Origin of the sequence: Hymenobacter monticola (assembly GCF_022811645.1) — a bacterium.
GTDB classification, from domain to species: Bacteria; Bacteroidota; Bacteroidia; order Cytophagales; family Hymenobacteraceae; genus Hymenobacter; species Hymenobacter monticola.
In genome coordinates, this window is the sequence record NZ_CP094534.1 from 1,530,577 (window position 1) to 1,556,484 (window position 25,908).

The 25,908-nt window shown below is 62.0% G+C and carries 24 protein-coding genes; 9 read left to right on the forward strand and 15 right to left on the reverse strand.

What is annotated here, in order from left to right; genetic code table 11:
• Positions 1 to 204 precede the first annotated feature (204 nt).
• Together MTP16_RS06430 and MTP16_RS06435 are read right to left on the reverse strand one after the other, a co-directional pair.
• Positions 205 to 1,689 (reverse strand): alkaline phosphatase PhoX, encoded by a 1,485-nt coding sequence (locus tag MTP16_RS06430; protein ID WP_243516963.1) that lies wholly within the window; start codon positions 1,687 to 1,689, stop codon positions 205 to 207.
• A gap of 99 nt (positions 1,690 to 1,788) precedes the next feature.
• The gene (locus MTP16_RS06435) at positions 1,789 to 2,709 is read right to left on the reverse strand and encodes a class I SAM-dependent methyltransferase (RefSeq protein WP_243516964.1); all 921 of its coding nucleotides are present in this window, start codon (positions 2,707 to 2,709) and stop codon (positions 1,789 to 1,791) included.
• Positions 2,710 to 2,815: 106 nt separating this feature from the next.
• On the opposite strand from MTP16_RS06435, the gene MTP16_RS06440 reads away from it, so the two are divergent.
• On the forward strand, positions 2,816 to 3,784 hold the full coding sequence (locus MTP16_RS06440; protein WP_243516966.1) for a YpdA family putative bacillithiol disulfide reductase: 969 nt from the start codon (positions 2,816 to 2,818) through the stop codon (positions 3,782 to 3,784).
• Here MTP16_RS06440 and MTP16_RS06445 read toward each other — a convergent pair.
• From MTP16_RS06445 to MTP16_RS06455, 3 genes are all read right to left on the reverse strand, one after another.
• A complete protein-coding gene (locus tag MTP16_RS06445; RefSeq protein WP_243516968.1) occupies positions 3,781 to 4,251 on the reverse strand; it encodes a hypothetical protein in 471 nt (156 codons plus the stop codon). The two genes, MTP16_RS06440 and MTP16_RS06445, sit on opposite strands and share 4 nt — an antisense overlap.
• Positions 4,252 to 4,424: 173 nt before the next feature.
• Entirely contained in the window at positions 4,425 to 5,888 is a 1,464-nt protein-coding gene (locus tag MTP16_RS06450) for an SGNH/GDSL hydrolase family protein (protein WP_243516971.1), read from the reverse strand.
• Between the two features lie 30 nt (positions 5,889 to 5,918).
• On the reverse strand, positions 5,919 to 7,247 hold the full coding sequence (locus MTP16_RS06455; protein WP_243516974.1) for an OmpP1/FadL family transporter: 1,329 nt from the start codon (positions 7,245 to 7,247) through the stop codon (positions 5,919 to 5,921).
• Between the two features lie 151 nt (positions 7,248 to 7,398).
• Here MTP16_RS06455 and lptB point away from each other — a divergent pair, with 151 nt between their 5' ends.
• The 3 genes from lptB to MTP16_RS06470 all read left to right on the forward strand — a co-directional run bounded on the left by lptB (position 7,399) and on the right by MTP16_RS06470 (position 10,193).
• Positions 7,399 to 8,130 (forward strand): LPS export ABC transporter ATP-binding protein, encoded by a 732-nt coding sequence (gene lptB, locus MTP16_RS06460; protein ID WP_243516977.1) that lies wholly within the window; start codon positions 7,399 to 7,401, stop codon positions 8,128 to 8,130.
• Positions 8,131 to 8,286: 156 nt separating this feature from the next.
• Positions 8,287 to 9,831, forward strand: coding sequence for a GH3 auxin-responsive promoter family protein (locus MTP16_RS06465; RefSeq protein WP_243516980.1), 1,545 nt, complete (start codon positions 8,287 to 8,289; stop codon positions 9,829 to 9,831).
• 152 nt (positions 9,832 to 9,983) lie between these two features.
• Complete coding sequence (locus MTP16_RS06470; protein WP_243516981.1) at positions 9,984 to 10,193, forward strand: hypothetical protein; 210 nt, start codon at positions 9,984 to 9,986, stop codon at positions 10,191 to 10,193.
• A gap of 33 nt (positions 10,194 to 10,226) precedes the next feature.
• Here MTP16_RS06470 and MTP16_RS06475 read toward each other — a convergent pair whose 3' ends face one another.
• Positions 10,227 to 11,024, reverse strand: coding sequence for a TIGR00266 family protein (locus MTP16_RS06475; RefSeq protein ID WP_243516983.1), 798 nt, complete (start codon positions 11,022 to 11,024; stop codon positions 10,227 to 10,229).
• A gap of 153 nt (positions 11,025 to 11,177) precedes the next feature.
• On the opposite strand from MTP16_RS06475, the gene MTP16_RS06480 reads away from it, so the two are divergent.
• Positions 11,178 to 11,786, forward strand: a complete 609-nt coding sequence (locus tag MTP16_RS06480) for a toxin-antitoxin system YwqK family antitoxin (protein ID WP_243516985.1) — start codon at positions 11,178 to 11,180, stop codon at positions 11,784 to 11,786.
• 10 nt (positions 11,787 to 11,796) lie between these two features.
• On the opposite strand, the gene MTP16_RS06485 is transcribed toward MTP16_RS06480, so the two are convergent.
• The 8 genes from MTP16_RS06485 to MTP16_RS06520 all read right to left on the reverse strand — a co-directional run bounded on the left by MTP16_RS06485 (position 11,797) and on the right by MTP16_RS06520 (position 20,478).
• Positions 11,797 to 12,192 carry a hypothetical protein gene (locus tag MTP16_RS06485; RefSeq protein ID WP_243516986.1) on the reverse strand — a complete coding sequence of 132 codons (396 nt, stop codon included), beginning with the start codon at positions 12,190 to 12,192 and terminating at the stop codon, positions 11,797 to 11,799.
• 156 nt (positions 12,193 to 12,348) lie between these two features.
• Entirely contained in the window at positions 12,349 to 13,905 is a 1,557-nt protein-coding gene (gltX, locus tag MTP16_RS06490; protein ID WP_243516987.1) for a glutamate--tRNA ligase, read from the reverse strand.
• Between the two features lie 148 nt (positions 13,906 to 14,053).
• Positions 14,054 to 15,349, reverse strand: coding sequence for an erythromycin esterase family protein (locus tag MTP16_RS06495; protein WP_243516988.1), 1,296 nt, complete (start codon positions 15,347 to 15,349; stop codon positions 14,054 to 14,056).
• Between the two features lie 109 nt (positions 15,350 to 15,458).
• Positions 15,459 to 15,650 carry a hypothetical protein gene (locus MTP16_RS06500; protein WP_243516989.1) on the reverse strand — a complete coding sequence of 64 codons (192 nt, stop codon included), beginning with the start codon at positions 15,648 to 15,650 and terminating at the stop codon, positions 15,459 to 15,461.
• 61 nt (positions 15,651 to 15,711) lie between these two features.
• A complete protein-coding gene (locus MTP16_RS06505) occupies positions 15,712 to 16,095 on the reverse strand; it encodes a RidA family protein (RefSeq protein WP_243516991.1) in 384 nt (127 codons plus the stop codon).
• 123 nt (positions 16,096 to 16,218) lie between these two features.
• Positions 16,219 to 18,054 carry a glutamine--fructose-6-phosphate transaminase (isomerizing) gene (gene glmS / locus MTP16_RS06510; protein ID WP_243516993.1) on the reverse strand — a complete coding sequence of 612 codons (1,836 nt, stop codon included), beginning with the start codon at positions 18,052 to 18,054 and terminating at the stop codon, positions 16,219 to 16,221.
• A 77-nt stretch (positions 18,055 to 18,131) separates the two neighbouring features.
• Positions 18,132 to 19,682 (reverse strand): DUF4270 family protein, encoded by a 1,551-nt coding sequence (locus MTP16_RS06515; RefSeq protein ID WP_243516996.1) that lies wholly within the window; start codon positions 19,680 to 19,682, stop codon positions 18,132 to 18,134.
• Positions 19,666 to 20,478: a glycogen/starch synthase gene (locus MTP16_RS06520; RefSeq protein WP_196287255.1), complete on the reverse strand. Its 813-nt coding sequence runs from the start codon at positions 20,476 to 20,478 to the stop codon at positions 19,666 to 19,668. Before MTP16_RS06520 ends, MTP16_RS06515 begins: the two co-directional genes overlap by 17 nt.
• Positions 20,479 to 20,579: 101 nt before the next feature.
• Here MTP16_RS06520 and panC point away from each other — a divergent pair, with 101 nt between their 5' ends.
• From panC to MTP16_RS06540, 4 genes are all read left to right on the forward strand, one after another.
• Positions 20,580 to 21,440, forward strand: coding sequence for a pantoate--beta-alanine ligase (panC, locus tag MTP16_RS06525; RefSeq protein WP_243517000.1), 861 nt, complete (start codon positions 20,580 to 20,582; stop codon positions 21,438 to 21,440).
• Positions 21,441 to 21,533: 93 nt separating this feature from the next.
• The gene (locus MTP16_RS06530) at positions 21,534 to 22,580 is read left to right on the forward strand and encodes a lysylphosphatidylglycerol synthase transmembrane domain-containing protein (RefSeq protein WP_243517003.1); all 1,047 of its coding nucleotides are present in this window, start codon (positions 21,534 to 21,536) and stop codon (positions 22,578 to 22,580) included.
• 84 nt (positions 22,581 to 22,664) lie between these two features.
• Complete coding sequence (gene rfaE2, locus MTP16_RS06535) at positions 22,665 to 23,144, forward strand: D-glycero-beta-D-manno-heptose 1-phosphate adenylyltransferase (protein WP_243517005.1); 480 nt, start codon at positions 22,665 to 22,667, stop codon at positions 23,142 to 23,144.
• A 28-nt stretch (positions 23,145 to 23,172) separates the two neighbouring features.
• Complete coding sequence (locus MTP16_RS06540; protein ID WP_243517009.1) at positions 23,173 to 23,850, forward strand: zinc metallopeptidase; 678 nt, start codon at positions 23,173 to 23,175, stop codon at positions 23,848 to 23,850.
• A 121-nt stretch (positions 23,851 to 23,971) separates the two neighbouring features.
• Here the strand turns inward: MTP16_RS06540 and MTP16_RS06545 are convergent, their stop codons facing one another.
• Positions 23,972 to 25,858: a T9SS type B sorting domain-containing protein gene (locus tag MTP16_RS06545; RefSeq protein ID WP_243517011.1), complete on the reverse strand. Its 1,887-nt coding sequence runs from the start codon at positions 25,856 to 25,858 to the stop codon at positions 23,972 to 23,974.
• Positions 25,859 to 25,908 lie beyond the last annotated feature (50 nt).

Sequence of the window (25,908 nt, forward strand, 5' to 3'; positions counted from 1 at the left end):
GCTCACGGGGCCGAACGACGTAGGGGCGGGGCTTGCCCCCGCCCGGGCGTTTGCGCCGTCTCAACGATTTCGCTCAACGATGGGCGGGGGCAGGCCCCGCCCCTACGTCGTTCAGCGCACTCGGCCGGCGTAGGAGCCAAAAGCCAGAAAACACCCCCCGCCGAAGCCGGCAGAGGGTGTTGGGAATATTTCGCAAATGGCTGCTTATTTGGCCACGCCGCGCAGGATGACCACCTGGCCGCCCTCGTTGTTGGTGTTGGCCGCCGCGCCCGAGCCGTCGGCATTCTTAAACTTGTTGTCCTGCCAGGTGTGGGGGTGCAGGTTGAGCAGGAAGGTGTTGGGCGTATTCACCAGGTCGCTGATGTCGTACATGGCGCCGTATTCCCAGGAGCTTTTCAGCACCACGTTGGCGGGGTTGTACTTGGCGTTGAAGGTGGCGTCGGTGCGGCGGTGGTCCATTTCCAGCATCACCTTGGCGCGCTGGGTGGGCGTGTTGATGTTGTGCTGCCACACGCGGCCGTCGTGGTCGTTGTTGATGTAGAACGAGTCCCCGTCCTCCTGAATGTACACGTAGTTCTCGGTCACGCACAGGTTGTCCGGGTTCACGATGTAGCTGCCGGGCGTGTCGGCGCCGTCCACGGCCACGGCCAGCTTGGCGGGGCCCACGGGGTCGGTGGCGTTCAGGTTCAGCTTGTACACGCGGCCCCACATGGTCTTGCCGGCCACGGGCGTCAGCTTGTCGGCGGCGCTCACCCCGGTGGCCGTGAAGTACAGCTCGCGGTTGTTGGCGGCGCTGCCCTTGCGGTAGTCCAGGTCCTCCACGCGGGCCAGCTGCAACACGCCGCTGCTGGTCGAAAAGGCGGCAATCTGGGCGCCGGTCATGGTTTTGGCGTTGGGCACTTCCACCCACTCCACGTCGTAGCTGGTGCCTTGCACCATGTTGGTTTCCACGGGGTCGCCGCCGGTGCGCTTCAGCATGTAGAGCTTGCCGTTGTCGAGGTCGCCGGGCGTGTCGCTCACGTAGAGCAGCACCTGGCCGTTGGTGTCGTCTTCGCCGATGGCAATGACGGTCTTGCCGGGGTAAGCTTGCTTGTTCAGCGGCACGGCGTTTTCCATGCTGGCTTTGCCCAGGGCGGGCTTGCGGCGGGTGGTGTTGGCTTTGTCAATGACGCCCAGCGGGTCGATGGCGTGCACCATGCTTTCGGCGCCGCTTTCGCCGGCCGTCAGGAAGGTGGGCACCGAGAAGCCGTGTTCCTCCGGCGTGGCCAGCGTGGCCGAGCACAGGCGGGTGGTGCCGCCGTTGTAGTCCACAATGTACTCGCCGCGCACCGGCTTAAACGTCTTGTCGAGGTACACCCGCGACACCGACTGCGAAATCTCGTGGTTGTTAATCAGCACGAAGCCACCCTCAGCGGCCGGATTTTTGAGCAGGCCGGCCCCGTCGGGCTGGGGGCCGAAAACGAAGTTGGGCGAGCCGGCCAGCACGTCGTCGGACGAAATGAGCGGCAGCACCTGCAGGCTCTCGAAGCCCGGCATGGCCTTCACCAGCGCCGGGTTCACGGAGTAGGCTTTCAGCTCTACCGCGCTGCTAGGCTGGGTTTCGTCTTTTTTATCGGAGCAGGCAGCCAGCACTGGTAGCAGGCCCAAAGTAGCCAGGCGGGCCGAGCGCAAAAGGGTAACGTTTTTCATGCGAAGCAAGGAAATAACATCGAGGATTTGATGCCTCAAAGTTCCTGGCGTCGTGTTATGCCAGCGTAAAGGGCTGGTTATGAAAAGGAGCGAGGCAGGTTAAGCCGCCTTCATATTCCGGGCCACCACAAACATGCGGTCGCCAAACCGCCCGGTCAGCTTGTTTAAATAATAAGTGGGGTATTGCCCGGCCAGCTTGCTCACTTTCTCCACCACGCTGCCCCCCAGCCGGATGTTCTTAGGCGGCTTCACCGGATTCAGCAGTTCCACCACTTCAAAGCCCTGCTTTTTCAGCATTTTGGTGATGGTAGCGGGTGTGAACTCAAACAGGTGATAGGGCGGAATGTCCATTTTGCGCTCCTTGCCCAAGGCGCCGTAGGCCGCGAAGCCCAGGCGCACGGCGGGCAGGTTGAGCGTGGCCGGCAGGGCCAGCACCAGCAGCCCGCCCGGCTCCAGAATGCGGTGGAACTTGGCCAGCGTGGCGCTGGGCGAGAGCAGGTGCTCCAGCACGTCGCCCATATAGGCGAGGTCGAACTGGTTTTCGTGGAAATCTTCGGTGGTTTCGATGTTGCCCGTCACCACGGGCAGGTGCAGCTCGCGGCGGGCAAAGTCGGCGGCGTGCTCCGAAATTTCGAGACCGTGGGCATCCCAGCCCAGGCGCTCTAGGCTTTTGAGGGTGTAGCCGGGGCCGCAGCCCACGTCGAGGTAGCGGAAATTGCGGCCGGGGTATTTGGCTAGGATGTAGTCGGTGAACTTGTCGGGCCGCACCTGGTTTAAGGCATCCTGCTTCTGGCCTTCTTCAATGAACGTGACCTCCTGCTGGGTCCGGTCGTAGTTGGGGCGCTCCGTGAAATAGTCCTTGCCGTAGAGCCGTTCCAGCTGCGCGGGCGTGGGCTGCGGGTCCAGAAACATCAGGGCGCAGCTGCGGCACTGGGTGCCTTGCAGCCGTTGGCCTTCAAATTCGTAGTAAAAGGGCAGCTTCTTAAAATCAGTGCTGCCGCACAAGTCGCAGGTACGCATAGAAGTAGCGCGAACTTTGTAGTTCGCGTTGCCGCACGGTCAATTTCGTACACAACAACGCAAGGACGCGAACTACAAAGTTCGCGCTACTTTGCCCAAGATTTTTATGCTCGACGTTCTTATCATCGGGGCCGGCCCCGTGGGCCTGGCCTGCGCCCTCGAAACCCAGCGCAAAGACCTGAAAGTGGCCATCATCGAAAAGGGTGCGCTGGTCAACTCCATCATCGGCTACCCCACCAACATGGAGTTCTTCTCCACGCCCGACCTGCTCGAAATCGGCGGCTACCCCTTTCCCACGGCCCACTACAAGCCCCTGCGCGAAGACGCCCTCGATTACTATCAGCGCGTGGCGCGCAGCGAAAAGCTCGACATCCGCCTGCACGAAACCGTGCTGAAGCTGGAGGGCGAGCAAGGCAATTTCACCATTACCACCAGCAAAGGCGAAATTCCGACCCGCAACGTCATCGTGGCCACCGGCTTCTACGACCTGCCCAACCCACTGGGCGTGCCCGGCGAGGACCTACCCCACGTCAGCCACTACTACAAAGAGCCTTACCAGCACGTGCTGCAAAATGTCGTCGTCATCGGCGCCAAAAATTCCTCGGCCAAAGCCGCCCTGCAAATGACCCGCGCCGGCGCCAAGGTCACGCTCATCGTGCGCGGCCCCGAAATCAGTTCCTCCGTGAAGTACTGGATTCGCCCCGACCTCGTCAACCGCATTGCCGAGGGCCGCATCACGGCGCACTTCAACACCTGCGTCACCGCCATCCGGCCCGACGCCGTTGACGTCCTCACGCCCGACGGCCCGCTCACCATTCCCACCGATTTTGTGTACGCCCTCACCGGCTACCACCCCGACGAAGCCCTGCTCGGCCGCCTTGGCGTAGAGCCCGACCCCGCCGACGAGGCCCGCGCCCCGCTCTTCGACCCTGCCACCCACGAAACCACGCGGCCCGGTCTGTTCGTGGCCGGCACCGTGTGCGGCGGCCGCGCCACCAGCCGCTGGTTCATCGAGAACGGCCGGCACCACGCCCGGCTTATTGCGGCGCACTTGGCGGCGCAGGTAGCGGCTTAGTTGGCGTAAGTCACGTTATCCACGATGGTGGTGCCGTTGCTGGTGCGCGTCGAGCGCAGCTGCAGGGCATCGGCCGTGAGGCGCACAATGTCGAACGTGGTGCCGCCGATGGTCAGTTGGCTTTGGTCCGCATTCATGTTCCAGGGGTAGGTGCCCACCACCGTTTGCGAGTTGCCGCCGCTACAAGCCGAGGGCCCTTCCGTGCGAATCTGCACCCCGTTGGTGTTGAACGCGTACCGGTCGTCGCGCTCACACGTCGTCGGAAAGGCCGTGGCCAGGTAATCGGCGGCCGCGGCGCTGCCTGTGGTGCGGGTATAAGCCGTGATGTGCCAGGGGTCGCTGGTCAGCAACTGCGTTTTGCTCGTGGGGGCCGGCGTTTCCGAGTCCTTTTGGCAACCGGTGAGCAGGGCGGCTGTCACGGCCGAAAGCAGCGCAATCTTCTTCAGGAACGAGTAACGTTTGGTCATAGATTATGACGTTTAGGGCGTAAAAAATAGGGGTTGCGCAAAACCATTAAGCCTGCAAATTAAGACGGGCGGTCCCAAAACGGGGCTGGCTTCCTAACCTGATAACTAAAAAAAAGCGCCAGCCCGAACCGGACTGGCGCTTTTTGCTGCTTGCGAACGGAGGCTGGCCCAGCTTAGGGGAACAGCACGCCGCGGTAGCTGTTGGCATCGACCTGCCGGAGCGAGCTGCCGTATTTGGCGTTGATGACCTTCATCATCTCGTTGGCAATCACCGCGTAGCCGCGCGGCGTGGGGTGCACGCCGTCGAGGCTGAACAGGTTGCCGGAAATGAAGCCGGCCGTGTTGTTCACGCCGTTGGTCACGTAGCCGCCTTGGGCCACCCCGCGGAAGAAGGCGTTCGAGTCGAAAATGGCCAGCTGGCGGGTGTTAGCCGCTGCCGTCAGCGTCGCGTTGAAGTTGTTCGTGGCCGAGGTGACGTTGGTTTGCTCGGTGCCGTCCAGCACCAGCGTGCTCGGGAAGGGGTTCTCCGTCGCTTGGCCAAACCCTTTGGTGGTATCGGTCACGCCAATAGCGGTCAGGAAGCCGCTGAAAGCCGGGCCGGTGGGCGCCGCGCCCGTGGCCTGCCGGTAGAAGTCGCGCCAATACTTGCCGCTCGGGCGGCCGTACAGACTCACGTACGGCGAAGCCGTGAGGGTGAGCAGCAGGTTGCCGGTGCCGTTGGCATCGCGGACGCTTGCTATCGTGGTGCTTACGCGGGTGTTGGCTTGGCCGGGGGCTAGCACACCGGTGGTGTACACGAAGGGTGCGGCCGTTGGTACCTTGTTGAGGTCCAGGTTGGCGCGGAACGACGGGCCCACGGCCGTGAAGAACGGAATGTTTGTTACGTCCGGGATGGTGGCCACCACGCCCTTGGCGCCGCCAGCCGTCAGGGCATCCAGCACGTAGCTGGTGTTCACGGCGAAAGTAGTGGCTGGGGTGATGCCGCTGCTGGCCACTGCGCCGCCGGCGGTGGCGTAGCCCAGCACGTCGTTGTTGCCCAGCCACTCGGTGAAGAAGGTGGGCTTGATGCTGGCCACCGTGGCCTGCACGCGCTGCAGGTAGGTTTGCAGGGGCGTGGCGTCGGGCGTGATGCGCTCGAAGTAGGGGTTGCCCGCGAGGCTGCCGTAGCCCGGCGTCAGAATGTCGGACATGCGAATGCCCGGCACGCCCAGGTTGTTGATGGGGTCCAGGAACTTGGTGTACGGCGCCGAGGTGGCCGTGGAGCGGCCGCCATTGCCCGCCACCGTGCCCGTGATGGGCGAGCTCAGTGCCGTGGCCGTGGCGGGGGTGAAGCCCAGCAGCTGCACGTAGCCCGAGCCCTTCGATTGGGCTTCGGTGAACAGCGGCTGCACAAAGGGGCCGCCGCCCACCTGGGCAAATTGCTGAGCCAGAATGCTGGGATAAGAATTCAACTGGCCTTCGCGGTACAAGCCGTTATCGGAGAAGCCGGCCGTGAGGGAGTTGCCCACGGCGATGTAGCGCGAGAAATCGGCCGAGCCGGCCGAAGCCGTCGGTTGGTCCAGTTCGGGCTGGCAGCCGCCCAGCACCAGGCCCAACAAGGCCAGCGCCGGCAGCGAAGAGGTAGTAAAGCGTTTCATGATAATGCGTCGGGGGGAAGCCGGTGGGAATTAGAATTTAACGTACAGCCCCACGCCGGGCACGGCAATGGTGGTTTTGTAGGTGCCGGCCACGCGGTCGGTGGTGCCGTTGTTCAGCAGGTCGGCCTGGGTCTGGCTGCGCTTGAGGAAGTCTTCGAACAGGAACGAGGCGTCGATGCCGAAGCGCTTGCCGAACTCGTACGAAGCACCGGCCGTCAGGCCAATGCGGTCAGCGTCGGGCGTTTCGGGCGTCACGTAGCCGTCCTTCACGGCCGCTTGGTCGAAAAAGCCGCCGGCGCGCACCGTCAGGCCATCGGTCACTTTGTATTGGGCGCCGAGGCGGAAGCACAGGGCGTCCTGATAGTAGCGCTTGGCCGACGAGGAGCTGCTGCCGCCCAGCAGGCCGGGCGTGCCCGTTACGGCCGGGGTGGTGGGGGTAGCGGCGCGGTCGCCGTAGCCGTTGTTGCCGCTGAAGGTGAAGTCGAGCGTGCGGTAGGTATTCCAGAACACCAGGTTGGCTTCGGCCGAAATGGTCAGTTTCTCGCTCGGCATCACGGCGATGCCCGCGCTGGCGGTGGCCGGCAGCGGCAGCGTGGCCGAGAACTGGGTGGCTGTGAAGTTGCCGCCCGTCGAGTAAACCACGTCGCGCAGGCGCACGTCGCCGCCCTCAATCTTGGCGTCCACCTGGGAGCGGTAGCTCACGCCCACCGCCAGTTGGTCGCTGGGCTTGAAGTAGATGCCGGCGTTGTAGCCGAAGCTCTGCTTAGCCTTGCCGTTGAGGGTGACGTGGGGCGTGGGGGCGCCGCTCTGGGCCGAAAGGGGCACGTCGCGCTGCAGGTCCACGTCGCCGTAGGCCAGCATCACCAGGCCCGCGCCCACGCTCAGCTGCGGCGTGATGGCGTAGGAAGCCGTGACCTGCGCGAAGATGGCGCGCAGGTTGATGTCGGTCAGGCTGTAGCGGCCTTCCCAGTTGTTGGCGTAGTGCAGCTCGCTGCCGAAGGGCGTGTAGGCGCCGATGCCGATTTTCCACTTGCCTTCCTTCGGGCCGAAGCCGGCGTAGAAGTTGGCCGGCGTTACCAGGGTATTGCGCAGGCTGGACTGGCCGCCGCCGCTTTCGGGCACAAAGGCGTTGCGGGCAATGGCGGCATTCACGCCCACCTGCACGCCGTTTTCGCGCACCATGGCCAGGGCGCCGGGGTTGTAGAACATGGCGGCCTGGTCCAGCGTCAGGGCCACGCCCACGCCGCCCATGCCGTTGTTTTTCTGCCCGTTGAGGTTCACCTGAAAGCCGCTGGCAGAGGCAGCCGACGTGCCGACCAGCAGCGCGCCCCCCGCGAGGAGTAGTCTTTTAACCGTCATATAAAGTAAAGTTTTGGGGTGGGGTTGATAACAAGGGTTAAAAGTAGCGCAAAAAATCAACCCAACTGTTCGGCAAGCCGCATATTTAAGCGGTTTCCGTCGTTGGGAAGCAATTAATCTTCCCTTCGCCTTCGCCCGTACCTTTGCTGCTATGATTCTTCGCGCCGACCACCTCGTCAAAAAATACAAGGCCCGCACCGTGGTCAACGACATGTCGGTGACCGTGGAGCAGGGCGAAATCGTGGGCCTGCTCGGGCCCAACGGCGCCGGCAAAACTACCTGCTTCTACATGATGGTGGGTATGGTGAAGCCCAACAGCGGCCGCATCTACCTCGACACCACCGAAATCACGACCATGCCCATCTACCAGCGGGCCCGCCTGGGGGTGGGCTACCTGGCCCAGGAAGCCAGCGTGTTTCGCGACCTGAGCGTGGAGGAAAACATCATGGCCGTGCTCGAAATGACTCCCATGAAGAAGGAGGCCCGCCAGGCCAAAGTGGAAGAGCTGCTTGACGAATTCAGCCTGGGCCACGTGCGCAAAAACCTGGGCAAGGTGCTGAGCGGCGGCGAGCGGCGCCGCACCGAAATTGCCCGCGCCCTGGCCGTCGACCCCAAGTTCGTGCTTCTCGATGAGCCCTTTGCCGGCGTCGACCCCATTGCGACCGAAGAAATTCAGGGCATCGTGGCCAAGCTCAAGCACCGCGGCATCGGCGTGCTCATCACCGACCACGACGTGAACTCCACCCTCAGCATCGTGGACCGCGCGTATTTGCTTTTCGAAGGCAAGTTGCTGAAAGCCGGCACCGCCGAGGAGCTGGCCAGCGATGAAACCGTGCGCCGCGTGTACCTGGGCAAAAATTTCGAGCTCAAGCGCAACATCTAGATAGAAAGGAGCAAAACAGAAAAGACGGTCATGCTGCGCGCAGCCGAAGCATCTCGCGTGCGGTAGTAATCCAATTGACAGGGTTTACTATTGCACGCGGAATGCTTCGGCTGCGCGCAGCATGACCGATTTATTGCCCAGTTAGAAACCCTGCCTATGCTCGACCAGCTACTCGCCCGTGCCGTTCAGTGGAGCAGCCTGCCCCGCATCGCCCGCGTGCAGGAGCAGCCCGACGCCCTGCAGGCCCACTTGCTGGCCCACCTGCTGCGCCGGGCCCAGGGCACCGAGTGGGGCCGGCGCTACGGCTACCGCGAGCAACTGTCGGCCGCCGAGTTTGGCCGCCGCGTGCCGGTGAGCACCTACGAGCAGCTGTACCCCGAACTGGAAAAGGTGTTGCGCGGCCAGCCCGACGTGCTGTGGCCCGGCTGCCCGCGCTGGTTTGCCAAAAGCAGCGGCACCACCAACGCCCGCAGCAAGTACATCCCCGTCACGCGGGAGGCGCTGCAGGAGTGCCACTACCGCGCCGGGCGCGACATGCTGGCCCTGAGTACGCATTTCTACCCGCAGGAACGGTTGCTGGCCGGCAAAACGCTGTCGTTGGGCGGCGCGCACGCGGCCAACCCGTTCCGGCCGCAGGAGCCCGCCTCGCGCGCCGGCGACGTGTCGGCCGTCATCATGGCGCAGCTGCCGGGCTGGGCTGAGGGGCTGCGTACGCCCCCGCTGCACCTGGCGCTGCTGAGCGAGTGGGAAGAGAAAATCGAGCGCATTGCCCGGCACGTGCTGCACCAGGACGTGCGCGTGCTGGCCGGCGTGCCCACTTGGATGGTGGTGCTGCTGCGCCGCGTGGTGGCCCTGGCCGGCGCCGAACACATCACGCAGGTGTGGCCGCAGCTGCGCCTGTTTCTGCACGGAGCCGTGGCCTTCGGGCCCTACCGCGAGCTGTTTCGCCAGCTGATTCCGGATGCGCGCATGCGCTACCTCGAAATCTACAACGCCTCTGAAGGCTACTTCGCGCTGCAGGACCAGCCCGACAGTGAAGACCTGCTGCTGCTGCTCGACCACGGCATCTACTACGAGTTCCTGCCCGCCGACCAGTGGGAGGCCCCCGACCCGCGCCCCGTTCCCTTGGCCGATGTAGAACTGCATAGGCCCTATGCGCTGGTCATCAGCACCAACGCGGGCCTGTGGCGCTACCTGGTGGGCGACACCGTGCGCTTCACCTCGCGGGCACCGTATCGGGTGCGCATCACCGGGCGCACCAAGCACTTTCTCAATGCCTTCGGCGAAGAGGTCGTCATTGAAAACGCCGAAGCCGCCGTGGCCGCTGCCAGCCAGGCCACGGCAGCGGCCGTGCGCGACTTCACGGCCGCGCCCGTGTGGTTCGCGGCCGACAACGCGGCCTCGCGCGGGGGCCACGAGTGGGCGGTGGAGTTTGCACCGGGCGCCGCACGCCCCGACCTGGCCCGCTTCGGGGCCGTACTCGACGCCACGCTGTGCGAACTGAATTCCGACTACGCGGCCAAACGCCACCGCAGTCTGGCTTTGGTGCCACCCCGGGTGCACGCAGTGCCCGCCGGCACTTTTGAGGCCTGGCTGGCCGGGCAGGGCAAGCTGGGCGGCCAGCACAAAGTGCCGCGCCTGCTCAACACCCGCGACGTGCTGGAAGCCGTGCTGCAAACGGCTGCGCAGCTAATCGGCTAGGGTTCGTAAGTGGCTATTGCTTAGCCTCAACCGGAGTTAGTGGAATAAAAAAAGGCGTTTATCAGCAGCAAGCACATTTTTCAGAAAATTCCAAATCAACGAATTAGCGGAATTCAAGGATATGATGTAATATTACCTTAATATTCCTGCTTATGCCCGCACTCGCCCGTATTCCCGCAGACCGCAAATCGGCCTATAAACGGCCTTACAAAACCCGTAGCCAACGCCGTGAGCGCGACCGACGCAAGCACGACGAGAACAACGACTACAAGTTTTTATTGCGCGTTGGCCTGGCCATTGGGGCTTTGATTGTAGTGGCCGTAATATGTGCAGTGCAAGGCATGAGCGAGCCGACCATCTAGGCGGGAACACGGCGCCGGCCTGAAGCCGCGGCCTTACTCGTCGAGCATACTGCCAATCAGGCCGCCGCCGAGCAGCCCGCCCAGCACCGAGCCGCTTTCCTTCTGCGCATTGCCGCCGGAAGGAGCCAGCGCCTGAATCAACTTTTTAACGGGCATCGATTGGAGCCACACGCGGCCGGTGCCGCGCAAGGTGGCCAGCAACAGGCCCTCGCCGCCGAATATCATCGACTTGAGGCCGCCGGCCCGGGCCACGCTGAAATCAATGCCGGGCTCGAAGGCCACCACGCAGCCCGTGTCCACGCGCAGCATGTCGTTGTTGAGCCGTTTTTCGATGATGGTGCCGCCGGCGTGCACGAAGGCCTTGCCGTCGCCGGTAAGGCGCTGCAGGATGAAGCCCTCGCCGCCAAACAGGCCAGCCCCGAGTTTTTGGTTGAAGTGCAGGCTGATTTTGGTGCCGCGGGCCGCGGCCAGGAAGCCGTCTTTCTGCACGATGAGGCCCGTAGGCATGTCGCCCAGGTTGATGGGAATGATGGTGCCCGGGTAGGGCGCCGAGAACGCCACCCGGCTTTTGCCGTAGCCGCCGCGGTGCGTGAAGTGCGTCAGAAACAACGACTCGCCGGTGATGAGGCGGGTGCCGGCCGAAAACAGCTTGCCCATGAAGCCCTGCTCGGGCTCGGAACCGTCGCCCATCTTGGTTTCGAAAGCGATGCCTTCCTCCATGTACACCATGGCTCCGGCTTCGGCAATGACGGTTTCGTTGGGGTCCAGCTCAATTTCCAGAACCTGGATATCGGACCCGAGAATGCGGTAATCGACGTCGTGGGAATGCATGGCGCAGAAAGAAAAGGTTGATGCAGCCAAAGATAGGAGCGGGCCCGAAGCGGTGCCGAAAAAACTTCTGGCCGAGAGCAACAATATTTTAGGCTGCTTGCGTTAACGAAGTGTTTCAACTAAATTTATAGTTAAACTTAACGCTCTCTGCTCATGCGCCTTTCCCGCTATCTGCTTCTATGCTGCCTGACGGCACTTCTAGGTGCTTGTGCCAGCTCAAAGCCTTCTTCCCAGGCCGGCCGGCGCGGCTTCTGGCGCCCCAACCATTTCGACCGTCACGGCCTGGAAAACGGCCGCTGGCGCACTTACTACGACGATTATAAGAAGCAGCCTTTCACCACAGGGCGCTACCGCCACGGCCGACCCGTGCGCACCTTCAACTACTACAACCCCACGGGCCAGCTCGACCGCACCGAGCAATACCAAAAAGACGGGCTCTGCGAGGTAACCTATTGGCACCCCGATGGCCAAGTGGCCCGCAAAGGTTCGGCCCAGTGGGTAACCGGCAAAGGCCGGGCCCCGCGCTTCTTCTGGTACGGCACCTGGACGAGCTACAACCCCACCGGCCAGGTGACTGACGTACAAACATATAACGACGGCACCATCACGCGGGCCGAGAAGTATAAGGACGGCCAGCTCACCCAGGTCGACGTCTACGAAGGCAACAAAACCACGCGCACCGAAACCTACCAGAACGGCCAGCTGATACGGGTCGAAACCTTCGAAAAAGGTCTGCGCACCGGCAACACTCAAACGCTGTAATCCGAGCGGACTACTCGTCGTCCGGCAGCTCGCTGCGAGTTTCGGCCACTTCTTTGTCGGGGTCTTCTACCGATTTTTTGCGCTTGGCCTCGCGGCTCGTGCGGCGCATGAAGTCCTCGTCCGATTCTTCGGGTTCGGGGTTGTGCTCGGCGTCGGCAATGGGGAAGGCCTCATCTTCCAGTTCTTCGGGTGTGGGCTTTTCGCCAAACTGGCCGGCGCGGTCCACCAGTTTTTTGTCGCGCACGTGGCGGCCCAGAAACTGGTTGATTTGCTCGATGCTGTAGTTGGAGGTGATTTCGCCCAGCGGGTTCACGCCAATCTCGAAGCCCTCCAGCTCTTTGTGGACGCGGGCTTTCTTGTCGGGGTCGGCAGCGGTTTTCTTGGGCTTGACGGGTTTCTTGGCCATAACGAAAAGAATTGGGCAGATGCTATTGCCTGCTTTACGCGAATTCGCCCGATTGGGTAAAATCCCCACAAAAAAAGGCGGACCCATCGGTCCGCCTTCTCTGTGCCCACCGGGGCAAAATTGCATCTGGTAAGTCTCCGAAGAAACCTGCCGCAGCTACGCCGCCACGGGCAGTCGCTCCACGGCCTTGCGCAGCCGCTCGGCCACCTCGCCCGAGCCCAGGATGGCCAGGGTTTCGAACAGGTCGGGGCCGGCGGCGGCGCCGGTCACGGCCACGCGCAGGGCCTGCAACACCTGGCCGGGCTTCATGCCCTGGGCCTCCACGGTTTGGTTGAAGATGCTTTTCAGCACTTCGGCGTTGGCGCTGGGCTCCGAGTTGGCGGGCAGGCCGTCGGCGTAAGCCGTGAGGGCGGCGGCCACCTGGGCGTTCCACTTCTTGCTGATGACGGCCTCGTCGTACTCCGTGGGGGCCTGGAAGAAGTACTTGGCCTCCTGCCAGAAGTCGTTGGGGAAGCTCACGCGCTCCTTCATCACGCCCACAATTTGCTCGGCTTTCTCCGGCAAGCAATCAATGCCGTGCTCCTGCAGGGCCGTGAGCAGGTAGGGCGCCAGTTCGGCGTTGGGCTTGGCGCGCAGGTAGTGCTCGTTGAACCACTTCACCTTGTTCTGGTCGAACTTGGCCGGCGACTTGCTCACGCGCTCAATGGAGAAGGCCTGAATCAGCTCGTCCATCGAGAAAATCTCCTGCTGCGTGCCGGGGTTCCAGCCCAGGAAGGCCAGGAAGTTCACCAGCGCCTCGGGCAGGTAGCCGTCTTCGCGGTAGCCGCGGCTCACGGTGGGCTCGCCGGTTTCGCCGTCGATGCCGTGCCACTCCAGCGGAAACACCGGGAAGCCCAGGCGGTCGCCGTCGCGCTTGCTGAGCTTGCCGGTGCCGTCGGGCTTGAGCAGCAGGGGCAGGTGGGCAAACTGCGGCATGGTCTTCTCCCAGCCCAGGTAGCGGTAGAGCAGCACGTGCAGCGGCGCCGAGGGCAGCCACTCCTCGCCCCGGATGACGTGCGAGATTTCCATCAAATGGTCGTCCACGATGTTGGCCAGGTGGTAGGTCGGCATGCCGTCCGACTTCATCAGCACCTTGTCATCGATGGCCGAAGAGTGCACCACCACCCAGCCGCGAATCAAGTCCTGAAAGCGTACTTCCTCCTTGCGGGGCACTTTCAGGCGAATTACGTAGGGCGCGCCGCTGTCGAGCAGCTGCTTCACCTCGTCTTCGGGCAGGGTGAGGGAGTTGCGCATCTGGGCACGGGTGATGCTGTTGTACTGCGGGTTGGGCACCTTGGCGGCCTGCAGGCGGGCGCGCATGGCGTCCAGCTCCTCGGCCGTATCGAAGGCGTAGTAGGCAAAGCCGTCGGCAATGAGCTGGTCGGCGTACTGCTTGTACATGGGCTTGCGCTCGCTCTGCTTGTACGGGCCGTGGGGGCCGCCCACGCCTTGCCCTTCGTCAATCACGATGCCGCACCAGGCCAGGGCTTCGAGGATGTACTCCTCGGCGCCGGGCACGAAGCGGTTTTGGTCGGTGTCTTCGATGCGCAGCAGCATCTTGCCGCCCAGCTTGCGGGCCAGCAGGTAGTTGTACAGGGCCGTGCGCACGCCGCCAATGTGCAGCGGGCCGGTGGGGGAAGGCGCGAAACGCACCCGAACTTCTCTTTCAGCCATAACAAATGAAAAGCGCGCCCCGAGGTTCGGAACGCGCTGCAAAGGTAAGGACATGAACTGTAGCGAGGACGCTGCGAGTCCGTGCCTAGGTCAAGGCGAAAGTGTCGATGGGGCTGGCGAGTCAGGGGCTCGCTGCCCCCACGCTACGTCACTCGCCCCACGGGTATAGGTCCGGCGGGCTGTGCTGTTCGCCCTCAATGACCAGCGGGTGCAAAGCCCGGGTGTGGTCGATGAATAAAAAGGCATCGTAGCGGTCGGGCAGGAGGGAAGGCACGTAGTTGCCAAACCGCTCAAACTGCGGCTGGTACACCACCCCAATGGCCCGGTGCCCCACCGATTCAGCCAGCCGGGCATCGTGCCTGATTTCTGACGAAAGCAGCAGCGCGTTTTCACCCCCCAGTTGGCGATGCAACAGGTCCTCCCAGGAATTGCGCGTAGCGGGCGGCACCGTCATGCGCTCCCACGGCGCACCCCATTCCTTGCCGGCAATCACGCTGCCTTGGTACGAGCCAAAGCCCACACTGAACACGTTCTCGCGGCCCAGCTGCTCGCGCGCCAGCTGGCCGATGTTGACCATGTCTTCGCGCCGCATGTCGGTGTGGCGCGCATCGCCAATGTGGGTGTTGTGGGCCCACACAATGGCCTTGCTCTCAGGGCCGTGCAGGTCCAGCAAGCGAGTGAGGGTTTCCATCATGTGCTCGTCGCGCACGTTCCAAGAAGCGCCGCCGCCGCGCAGCATGGCCTTGTAGTAGCGCTCGGCGTTCACGGCCACCAAGGCATTTTGCTCGGCGGCAAAGGCTTGCTCGCGCTCCGATAGGGTTGCGTAAGTGCGCGTGGCCGCCTGGCGGCGCAGGGTGCGCAGCAAGCCGTTCACTTCGTCGTGGCAATCTTCCGACACAAATGCTACGGCGCGGGCGTATTCCTGCGGGTCTGAGCTGTAGGGTTCAAAGCAGCCGAAGGCCTGGCGGGCGGCGGCCATGGCGCCGTCGCCCTGCTGCTCGGCGTAGTGCAGCACTTCCTGTAACGATTCCCAGAGGCTGTACACATCCAGGCCGTAGAAGCCCACGCGCTGCGCCGCGGGGTGTGCTTGGTTATGACGCTGCAGCCATTCTGTAAGGGCCGCCATCTCCCAGTTGCCCCACATCCAAGTGGGCCAGCGGTTGAAGGTTTGGAGCAGTTGGGCCGCCGAGCCATGCGCGGCCTGGTCCTGCTTAATAGCTGCATTCACTTCGAAGCAGTCGGGCCAGTCGCCTTCCACGGCAATGAAGGAAACACCTTTTTCCTGTATCAGCCGCTTGCTGAGAGCCGCACGCCAGGTATAGTATTCGTGGGTGCCGTGCGAGGCTTCGCCCAGCAGCACTACGCGGGCGTCGCCGATGGCAGCCAGCAGCGGGTCAAGGTCAGCGGCAGAGCCGAGGGGATGGGTAGGAAGGGGCGACGCCATAGCCGAACAACCAAAAAGCCAGCCCGCAACAGTTGCGAACTGGTTTTTTCTACGCGGCTATGTACCAAGGTGTTAACGCTGAGCTTGCCGGGCGGAGCGGCTTCCGGAGCTAGTCCCGGTTCTTAAAACCCAGCCACAGCACCAAGCCCAGCAGCGCGATGCCGCCGCGAATGGCCCAGGCTACGGCAGGTCCCCACTGCTCAATCCAGGTGAGAAAAACGTAGTGCAGGTTGGGGTTAATCAGCGGCAGCACCAGCGAAATGAGCCCAATGATGAGCAGGCCGAGTCCAAGTTCTTTCATGCGAAGTGAAGAGGTTAAGGGTTGAGAATGAAGCATTCCCAACGCTCGCTTCGCCCCGATATTATGCGCCCACCGCGATGCAGGAAATCTCTACCTGCACGTCGCGCGGCAGGCGGGCTACTTCCACTGTCTCCCGGGCCGGGGCGGTGGCCTCGTCGAAGTACGAGCCATATACCTGATTGATGGTCGCAAAGTCGCCGAGGTTCTTGACGAAGATGCTGCACTTTACCACATCGGCCAGCGTGAGGCCGGCGGCCATGAGAATGGCGCTCAGGTTTTTCAGCACCTGGTGGGTCTGAGCGGTGATGTCGCCGGGCACGAGCTGCCCGCTGGCGTCCAGCGGAATCTGGCCTGAAACGTACACGGTGTTGCCCGCCTTCACGGCTTGCGAGTAGGGGCCAATGGGCGCGGGTGCCTGGTCGGTAAGAATAATCTGGTGAGCCATGTCGGAGGATTGGTGATGTTGTGAGTTGGTGGTTTCAGGGCCGCAAATAACGCGAAAAGCCGCCCCTGTTTCCAGGAGCGGCTTCTCATAAGCGGGCTTTCAAACCCGCCTATTCATAATTCACTATTCCACCGTCACCGATTTGGCGAGGTTGCGGGGCTGGTCCACGTTGCAGCCGCGCAACACGGCAATGTGGTAGCTCAGCAGCTGCAGCGGAACCACCGACACGAGCGGCATCAGCACTTCGCTGGTGTGAGGCACCTCAATCACGAATTCGGCCATGGCCGGAATCACTTTGTCGCCTTCGCTCACCACGGCAATGATGCGGCCTTTGCGCGCCTTCACTTCCTGGATGTTGCTTACTACCTTCTCGTAAGAGCTGTCGCGGGTGGCGATTACCACCATCGGCATGTTCTCGTCGATGAGGGCGATGGGGCCGTGCTTCATCTCCGCAGCGGGGTAACCCTCGGCGTGGATGTAGCTGATTTCTTTGAGCTTCAGCGCGCCTTCCAGGGCTACCGGGAAGTTGTAGCCGCGGCCCAGGTACAGGAAGTTGGTGGCGTCCTTAAACTCCTCGGCAATCTCGCGGATTTGAGCATCCAGCTCCAGTGCCTTGGTCACCTTAGCCGGAATGGTGTCCAGTTCCACCATCAACTCGCGCAGCTTGGTGTCGGTGAGGGTGCCGCGCTTCTGGCCCATAATCATGGCCAGCAGCGTGAGCACCGTTACCTGAGCCGTAAAGGCTTTGGTGGAAGCCACCCCAATTTCGGGGCCGGCGTGGGTGTAGGCGCCGGCGTCGGTGGCGCGGGCAATGCTGCTGCCCACCACGTTGCACACGCCGAAGATGGTAGCGCCCTTGCTCTTGGCCAGTTCGATGGCCGCCAGCGTGTCGGCCGTTTCGCCGCTCTGCGAGATGGCAATCACGATGTCGCGCTCCGTGATAATCGGGTTGCGGTAACGGAATTCCGAGGCGTATTCCACTTCCACCGGAATGCGGGCCAGGTCCTCAATCAGGTACTCGGCCACCAGGCCGGCGTGCCAGCTTGTGCCGCAGGCCACGATGATGATGCGCTGGGCATTCACAAACTTTTGCTCGTAGGCCCGGATGCCACCCATGTTCAAGTGGCTGGCGCCCAGTTCCAAGCGGCCGCGCATGGAGTCGAGAATCGAGCGCGGCTGCTCGAAAATTTCCTTCAGCATGAAGTGCGGGTAGCCGCCCTTTTCAATGCTGTCTAGTTCCATTTCCAGCTTCTGGATGTAGGGCGTCTGGCTCACGTCCTCTTTCGAGCGGATATCCAGCTGACCATCGCGAATCACCACAATTTCGTAGTCGTTCACATACACCACTTCGTTGGTATATTCAATGATGGGCGTGGCGTCGGAGGCAATGAAAAATTCGCCTTCGCCAATGCCAATCACCATCGGCGAGCCCTTGCGGGCCGCAATGAGTTGGTTGGGCGCATCCTTGCTGAGCACCACAATGGCGTAGGCGCCCACCACTTCGTGCAGGGCCAAACGCACGGCTTCTTCCAGCGAGCAGCTGTTCTGCTTCTGAATTTCCTCAATCAGGTTCACGAAAACTTCCGTGTCCGTGTCGGAATGGAACACGTGGCCTTGCTGTTGCAAGTGCGTTTTCAGCGCGGCGTAGTTTTCAATGATGCCGTTGTGAATGATGGCAATGCGCTCCGACGTAGAGTAGTGCGGGTGAGCATTCTCGTCGTTGGGCTCGCCGTGCGTGGCCCAGCGGGTGTGGCCCATGCCCACGGTGGCATGGGTGTCTTTCTCGGCAATGTAGGACTCCAGGTCGCTCACTTTGCCCTTCTTCTTGTACACATTAAGGTCGCCGTTGAGCAGCGCGACGCCAGCGGAATCGTAGCCGCGGTATTCGAGGCGGTGTAGACCTTTGAGAATGATGGGGCAGGCCTCGCGATGGCCCAGATAAGCAACAATGCCGCACATGGCAGGAAGGGTTAAATTCGGAAAAAAGAAAAGCAAAAATGGCCAGAAGCATTCACTGGCCCCGCCGCAGGCCGGCGTTACCGCTGACGCGAGTAGTACACGCGCAGGCGGATGTTGTTGGCATCGAGCGCCGCCCGGTTCAACGATAAGTTACTCAGGGTTCGGATGTTGGGCGTTAGCACCAAGTACTTCGCCTTCGTGGCCGGGTCGCTGTACAGGTAGTTTTGCAGGAACGAAGTAATGGGAATGGTGTAAGACGACTGCCCGCTGGCGTCCGCCAACACCCCCGCGGCCGGGTAGCCCGTGCCCAAGGGGTTTTGACCGTCGGCCTGCACTACTCTATCAACCGACAAAAAGTTTACCGTACGCTGCAAAATTGAATTATTGGCGTCCGTTTCCACCCCAAACAGCTGGAGCGGGCTGCTGTATAACACGTTGGTATACGGCTTGATGGGCACCAGCAACTCGGCCCTGTTGATAACCACGCCGCTGGTGTCGTTCGATTGAGTGAGGGATTTCAGCGTGATGCGCCCCTGCAGGGTGAGGCGCGTGCTCAGGCCCGTGCCCTCCTGAACGTAGCTGGTGCCACTCAGTGCCGCCGCTGGCACGGCCCCGGAAGGGGCCGCCAGTGCCGCCAGCGCCGGGGGCAGCACGTTGGCGATGGTGGTAAAGTAGCGCGGGTCACGCGACGATGCCAGCCCCATGCCGCTGTAGGTCGGGCCGAAGTAAATGGAATAAACGTGCCTCGGGTTTCGGACGCCAGGAATGTGGTAATACACCACAATGCGCGACTTATAGCCCTTGCTGAAGCTCACGATGCTGCCGGCATGGGCGGCATTGGGCAGAACGGCAATGCCTTTCAGCCTCGTGTCGAGCTGGGTCTGCGAAAACCCGGCGGTCTTCAGGTCACTAAACAAAACGTCGGCAAACGCCGAGGGCACGGCGGATACGGCCGGCCGGGTGCCGCTGGCGGGCACAGCTGTGCGCTGTAGCAGCAGGCGCACCGTGGGGTCGGGCACGATGGTGGTCACGGCCGGCGTGGCGGCCCTAGTGGTGGTCGCCGTATCGCCCGGCGTCACTATCTGCACTTGCCTGCGGTCGAGGCGGCTGGTCAGGTTTAGGCCCAAAGGCGTCGGGTCCAGCGCTACCGTGCTGTTGCTGTCGTAGCCCGACTGCCGCTCGTCGAGCGGAGCCACCAGCTTGAATACATCGAACCGCACCGGCGTTGCCGTGCTGCCGTACACGCGGTCGAACCCCGCCACCAGCACCACCGAGTCGAGCAGGGGAGAGGTGAAGCTAGCGGGCAGCGAATCGCTCGGAATCCCGTTGCTGGCCCTCACAACGGTGTTGACGCCGGCGGCGTCGATGACATTGGAATAAAAGCCGGCCGTGGTGGTCCCGGCCACGTTGTCGGCCAGGCGGCCCACCAGGAAATTGCTGGCCTTGAGGGTTTGCACCGGCGAGAGGCGCACGGTGGCCACTTCCAGCGGAATGTCTTTGTAGGTGGTGTTGACGGCCGTTGTTTCCGGCAAATCCACGTTCAGGTCGGTGCCTTTGTCGCAGCCGGCGAGCGCCGCCAGGGCGGCCACGGCTACGAGGGGCGCACAGCGGCTAGTTAGCCAATTCATTGTACAGCGCTAGGTAAGAAGAGTGCAGGTTTTCATCGGTGGCTACCTGGCTGAGCTTGTGGTTGAGGGCGTATTCGTGGAACATGCCGTTCATGTTTTCGCTGAAGTCCTCGTCGGACCGCACCACGGTGTCGGCATATTCCATGCCCATTTTGATGAAGCCGCTGAAATCGGCCGACTTCAGCGAGGCCAGCATCTGGTCGTCGATGTCGAGCATCTTCGCTTTCTCCAGAATGTTGCCCTCGAATTTGTCGTTGAACTCGTTGTTGTAAATCGAGAACACCGACTTGGCGTCCTTGAACACCGGGTCTTTCTTGTAGGTCGTTTTCAGGTACAGCGGAATCAAACCGGTCATCCAGTCGGAGCAGTGTACGATGTTGGGCGACCAGCCCAGCTTCTTCACCGTTTCGAGCACGCCCTTGCAGAAGAAGATGGCGCGCTCGTCGTTGTCGGCGTAAAACTTGTCGTTTTTGTCGACCAGGGCCGACTTGCGGTGGAAGTAATCCTCGTTGTCGATGAAATAAACCTGCAGTTTGGCCGTCGGGATAGAAGCTACCTTGATAACCAGCGGCTTTTCGTCGTCGCCCACGGCAATGTTGATGCCGGAGAGGCGCACCACTTCGTGCAGCCGGTTTTTGCGTTCGTTGATGATGCCAAAACGCGGCACGAAAATGCGAATTTCGCAGCCCATCTCCTGCATGCTGGCGGGTAGGCGCCGGAGCATTTCAGCTACTTTCGTAGTCTGCAGAAACGGGTCGATTTCGGTGGCCGCGTAAAGGATTCGTAGCTTCGACATAAGGAATTATTGAAGAGAATGGGACAAGGCCATACTATGGGTGCACAAAATTAAACAATTTTGAGCGGAAAATCAATACAACACGCCCCGGGCCTCGCCCAATGCCTCCCTTCTCTATGCAGATACTAACAACTGCCGCTGCGTTGCATGCCTACACCGAACAAGCCCGCCAAGCCGGCCAGCGCGTGGGCCTGGTGCCCACCATGGGCGCTTTGCACGACGGCCACCTGCAACTGGTGCAAGCCGCCCGCGCCGCCTGCGACGTGGTGGTAGCCAGCATCTTTGTGAACCCCACGCAGTTTAACAACGCCGAGGACTTCCGCCTCTACCCGCGGGTGCCGGAGGCCGATGCGGCCCTGCTGGGGCCGGCCGGCTGCACGGCCCTGTTTGCGCCTTCGGTGGAAGAAATGTACCCCCGCCCTGCGGTGCTGCGGTTTGACTTCGGCGACCTGGAGCGGGTGATGGAAGGCGCGCACCGCCCCGGCCATTTCAACGGCGTGGCCACGGTGGTGAGCAAATTATTTCACATGGCGCGGCCCCACCAGGCTTTTTTTGGCCAGAAGGACTGGCAGCAGGTCGCCATCATCCGGCAACTCGTGGCCGACTTATCATTTGACCTCGAAATTGTGACCTGCCCCACCATTCGGGAAGCCGACGGGCTGGCCATGTCCTCGCGCAACCGCCGCCTCGACGCCACCGCCCGCGCTGTGGCGCCGCTGCTGCACCGGGTGCTGGAAACGGCCGCCGCGCAAGTGCGCCAGGGCGTGCCGCCTACGCAGGTGAAAGCCGCTGCTGATGCCGCCCTGGCCGCCGAGCCGCTCCTGACGCCCGAGTACGTGGAAGTGGCCGACGCCGAAACCCTGCAGCCGCTGGACGCCTATGTGCCCGGCCGCGCCGTGGTGCTGTGCCTGGCGGCCCACCTGGGCGGCGTGCGCCTGATTGATAACGTGGTGGTGGACTAGCGCCGCCGGATTGCCAAGGCGCGGGGCGCAAGTCGCTTTACCTTTGCAGGAATTTTCTGGCGGGCGCTCTTTTTCGCCCATTCGACTTTCTCATTGAAAACGGTTTTCACGGTTCTTAAGTACGCGCTGCTGCTGAGCATTTCAGGCGCGCTGATGTGGTACGCGGTGCGGGGGCAGGACCTCTCGCGCATTGGCCACTACATTGCCACGGCCAACTATTTCTGGCTGGCCGTCACGCTGTCGCTGTCGGTGCTGGGCTATTTCAGCCGGGCCTACCGCTGGCAGATGCAGCTCAAGGCCGCGCAAAATCCGGCCCCGTACTGGCACGTGTACCACGCCAGCATGGTGGGCAACCTGGCCAACCTGGTGCTGCCGCGTATGGGCGAGGTCATCCGCTGCTCGGTGCTGCGGCGCACGAGCGGCGTGCCGGTGCAGGTGGCCATTGGCACGGTGGTAACGGAGCGGGTGATTGACGTGCTGGTGCTGCTGGGCCTGCTGAGCACGCTGCTGCTGCTGGATTTCCAGACGTTCTGGAAGTTTGTGACCGTCGATATTCTCGGCAGCCGCTACGATTCGCTGGCCCGCAACCCGCTGCCGCTGGCCATTGCGGGCGTGGTGGGAATTATTCTGCTTGTGGTCACGGGCTTTGCGCTGTTTCGCAACCTGGAGCGGCTGCGGCAGAATGCGTTTTTCAACAAGGCCGTGCTGTTTGTGAAAGGCTTGCTGGCGGGCGTATTCAGCGTGCTGAAGCTGGAAAATAAGTGGTTATTCCTCCTGCACACGTTGTTCACCTGGGTAGTGTACTACCTGATGGACTACCTGGCCTTCTTCTGCTTTCCCGAAACCTATAACCTCGACATGCGCGCCGGCTTGGCCGTGCTCACGTTTGGGGCGTTTGGCATGGCGGCGCCGGTGGCGGGCGGCATCGGGCCGTTTCACGTGCTGGTGCAGGGCGTGCTCATCGTGTATGGCATCAGCAAAGAAGCCGGCATTGCCTACGCATTGGTGGTACACGGCGCCCAGACGCTGCTGGTGGTGCTCATGGGCGGCATCAGCTTCATTGCCGTGGCCGCCGCCGACAAAGGCAGCGTAGCCGCCGAAGCCGAAGCCATTGCCGACGAGCCGCTTACCAGTGAGTAAGCGGACTGGTGGGTGAGTGGGTTGGGGGAATAGAACACCTGCCTGCTGCTCCACCAACCCACTCACCCACCAACCCATCAGAATATGTGGACGAAAGATAAAATTCTCAGCCGCGAACAACTGCCGGCCACCGTGGCGGCCTGGCGCGAACAGGGCCGCAAAGTGGTGTTCACCAACGGTTGCTTCGATTTGCTGCACCTCGGCCACGTCGACTACCTGGAGCAGGCCCGGAACCTGGGCGACGCCCTGGTAGTGGGCCTGAACACCGACGCTTCGGTAGGCGCCCTCAAGCCCGGCCGGCCCATTCAGGACGAGGACGCGCGGGCGCGCATTCTGGCGTCTTTAGCGTTTGTGGATGCCGTGGTGCTGTTCGGCGAGCCCACGCCGCTGGCCCTCATCGAACTCGTGCAGCCCGACGTGCTGGTGAAGGGCGATGACTACGCCATCGACGGAATTGTGGGGCATGAGTTGGTGTTAAATAGGGGCGGACAGGTGCTCACCGTGCCATTAGTGCCGGGCTATAGCACCTCGCGTATCGTGGAGCGCATTTTGCGTACTACGTAGCAGTATTCACCCTTTTTCTCTTTCAGCCATGTATTTCCTGTTGATTTTGCTGATGCTCGTTAGCTTCGGCATTCAGTGGCGTCTGCGCAGCAAGTTCAAGCAGTACGCGCAAGTGGGCCTGCATGCCAATTTGACCGGCGCCCAGATTGCCGAGCTTATGCTGGCCGACCACGGTATTACCGATGTGCGCATCATCAGCACCGACGGTAGCCTCACCGACCACTACAACCCCACCGACAAAACCGTGAACCTGAGCGAGGGCGTGTACGCCGAGCGCAGTGCCGCTGCGGCCGCCATTGCCGCCCACGAATGCGGCCACGCCGTGCAGCACGCCACGGCCTACTCCATGCTGCAGTTCCGCTCGGCCATGGTGCCCGCCCTGAGCGCCGTGTCCACCTATATGCCGTGGATTCTGCTGGCCGGCGTGTTCATGATTAACCGCTCGCTGATTCCGCTGGGCGTGGGCATTGCGTTGTTTTCGCTCACCACGCTCTTTTCCTTCGTCACCCTGCCCGTAGAATTCGACGCCTCGCGCCGGGCCCTGGCTTGGATGGACAAGCGCGGCGTGGTGACCACCCAGGAGCACGCCATGGCCAAGGACGCCCTCTGGTGGGCGGCCATGACCTACGTGGTGGCCGCCATCAGTTCCCTGGCTACACTGCTTTACTACGTAAGCATTTTCATGAGCGGCAGCCGGCGCAACTAAAGCCGCGCATTTCATTGAAAAAGCCGCTGCTTCGGTTGAGGTAGCGGCTTTTTCGCGTTCAGGCTCCGTGGTAGTATCAGATGTGCGGGTTTAAGATTTCGTTGGATTGGCGGTGTGGGATTTAACGAATTACTTCCACATAGCCTTTCAACTGCTGGCCTGAGCGGCGGTTGCGTAGCAGGTAATAATAGATGCCCGCGGCTTGATTCGGGGCATTCCAGCGGTTATCGTATCGCTCCTGCCGGTACACCAGGCCACCCCAGCGGTTGTAAATACTTATACTCCAGTCGGCTGCCTGCAGGCCGGCGAGGCGAAAGGCTTCGTTGGCCGCGTCGGCATTGGGGGTGATGACGTTGGGGACCTGGCAAGCTATTGCTACCGTTGTATCGGCGCGGGTGCAGCCCTGATAATTGCTTACCTCTACCCAGTACGTGCCCGGTGTGCTGACATTGAGCTGATTACCGGTTGAATTGTCCGACCAGCGAGTGGTGCTGCCGGCCGGTTGCGTGGGCAGGGAAAGCAAGGTTGGGCCAGCGCATAGCCACACTGTGTCGGGAAGTGCTACGTTGGGCACCGGGGAGATGATGAGGTTTCGAAAGGAGAAGTAGTACTGGCCCCGCAGGGTGGTCGAAAGCTTGATGCGGTAGGTGCCGGCTACCGGGTAAGCCCGTGCGGCCGAGGGCCCCTGCACCGAATCGGCCGCGCCGGTCAGCGGGTCGTAAAAGGTCCAGGTAAGGGGGCCGGTGCCGGTCGGGATTTCGTAGGGCGCAAACGACACCGTCGCTCCTGCGCAGGCGGTTTCAGCCATGTAATCGAGGGAGGGCGGCTGCAGGCGCACGATGTTCTGCAGGTTATGGTCGCTAATGCCCGTAATGTTGTTGACCGCCACCGTCGGTAATCCGACGGGACGGTAATTCACGTCCAGCCCCCGTCGGTTGGGACGGTCTATTATGCCGAGGGTGTTGCCGGAAATAGCATAGATGCGACCATCGGGGCCAATTTCGATATCTCCCATCGCCCGAAAATCAGGGTCGGTGAGCAACGATTTGCGGATGACAAATTTGGAATTGCGAATGGCTGCCGTTGACCCCGCCCGTAAGTCGTACTGGTATAGGATGGCAGCATCAAAAGCATTGCCGGGGCCAAGAAGCCTTCCTTGGGTCTGGTAAAGCTTAGAAGCATCGGCCGAAAACTCAAAGTCGTAGATAAACGAGTTGGCTACGTCGGTGTCCAGTACTTGCGCATTGCTCAAAAGCCCGGTGGCCCCGTCAAAATCAAACAGTTCGACGGGCGCATAAAGCCCGGCCCGCACCAGATGCCGGCCATCCGGCGCAAATTTCATCATGCTGATGTTTGTGCTTGGGCGGCTACCGGCGCTGGCCACGGGCGTTGCATTAACACCAGCCGGGGTCACCAAAAAGCTGTAGAAAGTGCTGTTGCCCAGCCCATGTACCACTACCCACACATCGCGGCGGTTGCTGTGCTGCATGCCCACCACGCCCTCGGTGATTTTGCTGCTAAGGGTAGGCGTGGGCAAGCGCACATTGCGCACAGCCGTGACGCCGCCCAGCCCACCCCGAAGCGACATATCGACTTCGGTGTAGGACAGACCTCCGTTGAGTAGATTTTGCTGGGCGTCGGTGGTGAAGACGTAATAAAGCGACTGGCTGCCGGGGCGCTGCACAATCAGCGTGCTGTGATGGGCACCGAATCCGGCGTTGAGTTGGGCAACGGCTCCGTCGCAGGTGCTACAGGCGTTGGTCATGGGGTTGTGCTGGCTGTCCCAAACCGTGTTGCCATTGGTGTAGAACAGGAGCCGGCCACTGGCGTCGGAAATAGCGGAGCAACCGCCGGCCGAGTGCCGGAAGCTGGTGGCGAAAAAGGCCGGTCCCGAGGGCCGAAAGTTCAGCCCGTACAGAAAGTTGAAAGCCCAGTTGTTATTCTCGCCCTGCGCACACGCCTGCCCACCACCCGTCAACAATAGCAAAAGAAGAGTAAGCAAACGCATGGGCAGTAGCACGAAGAGAGAACAAACTTCTTGGAACAATTGGGCAGCGC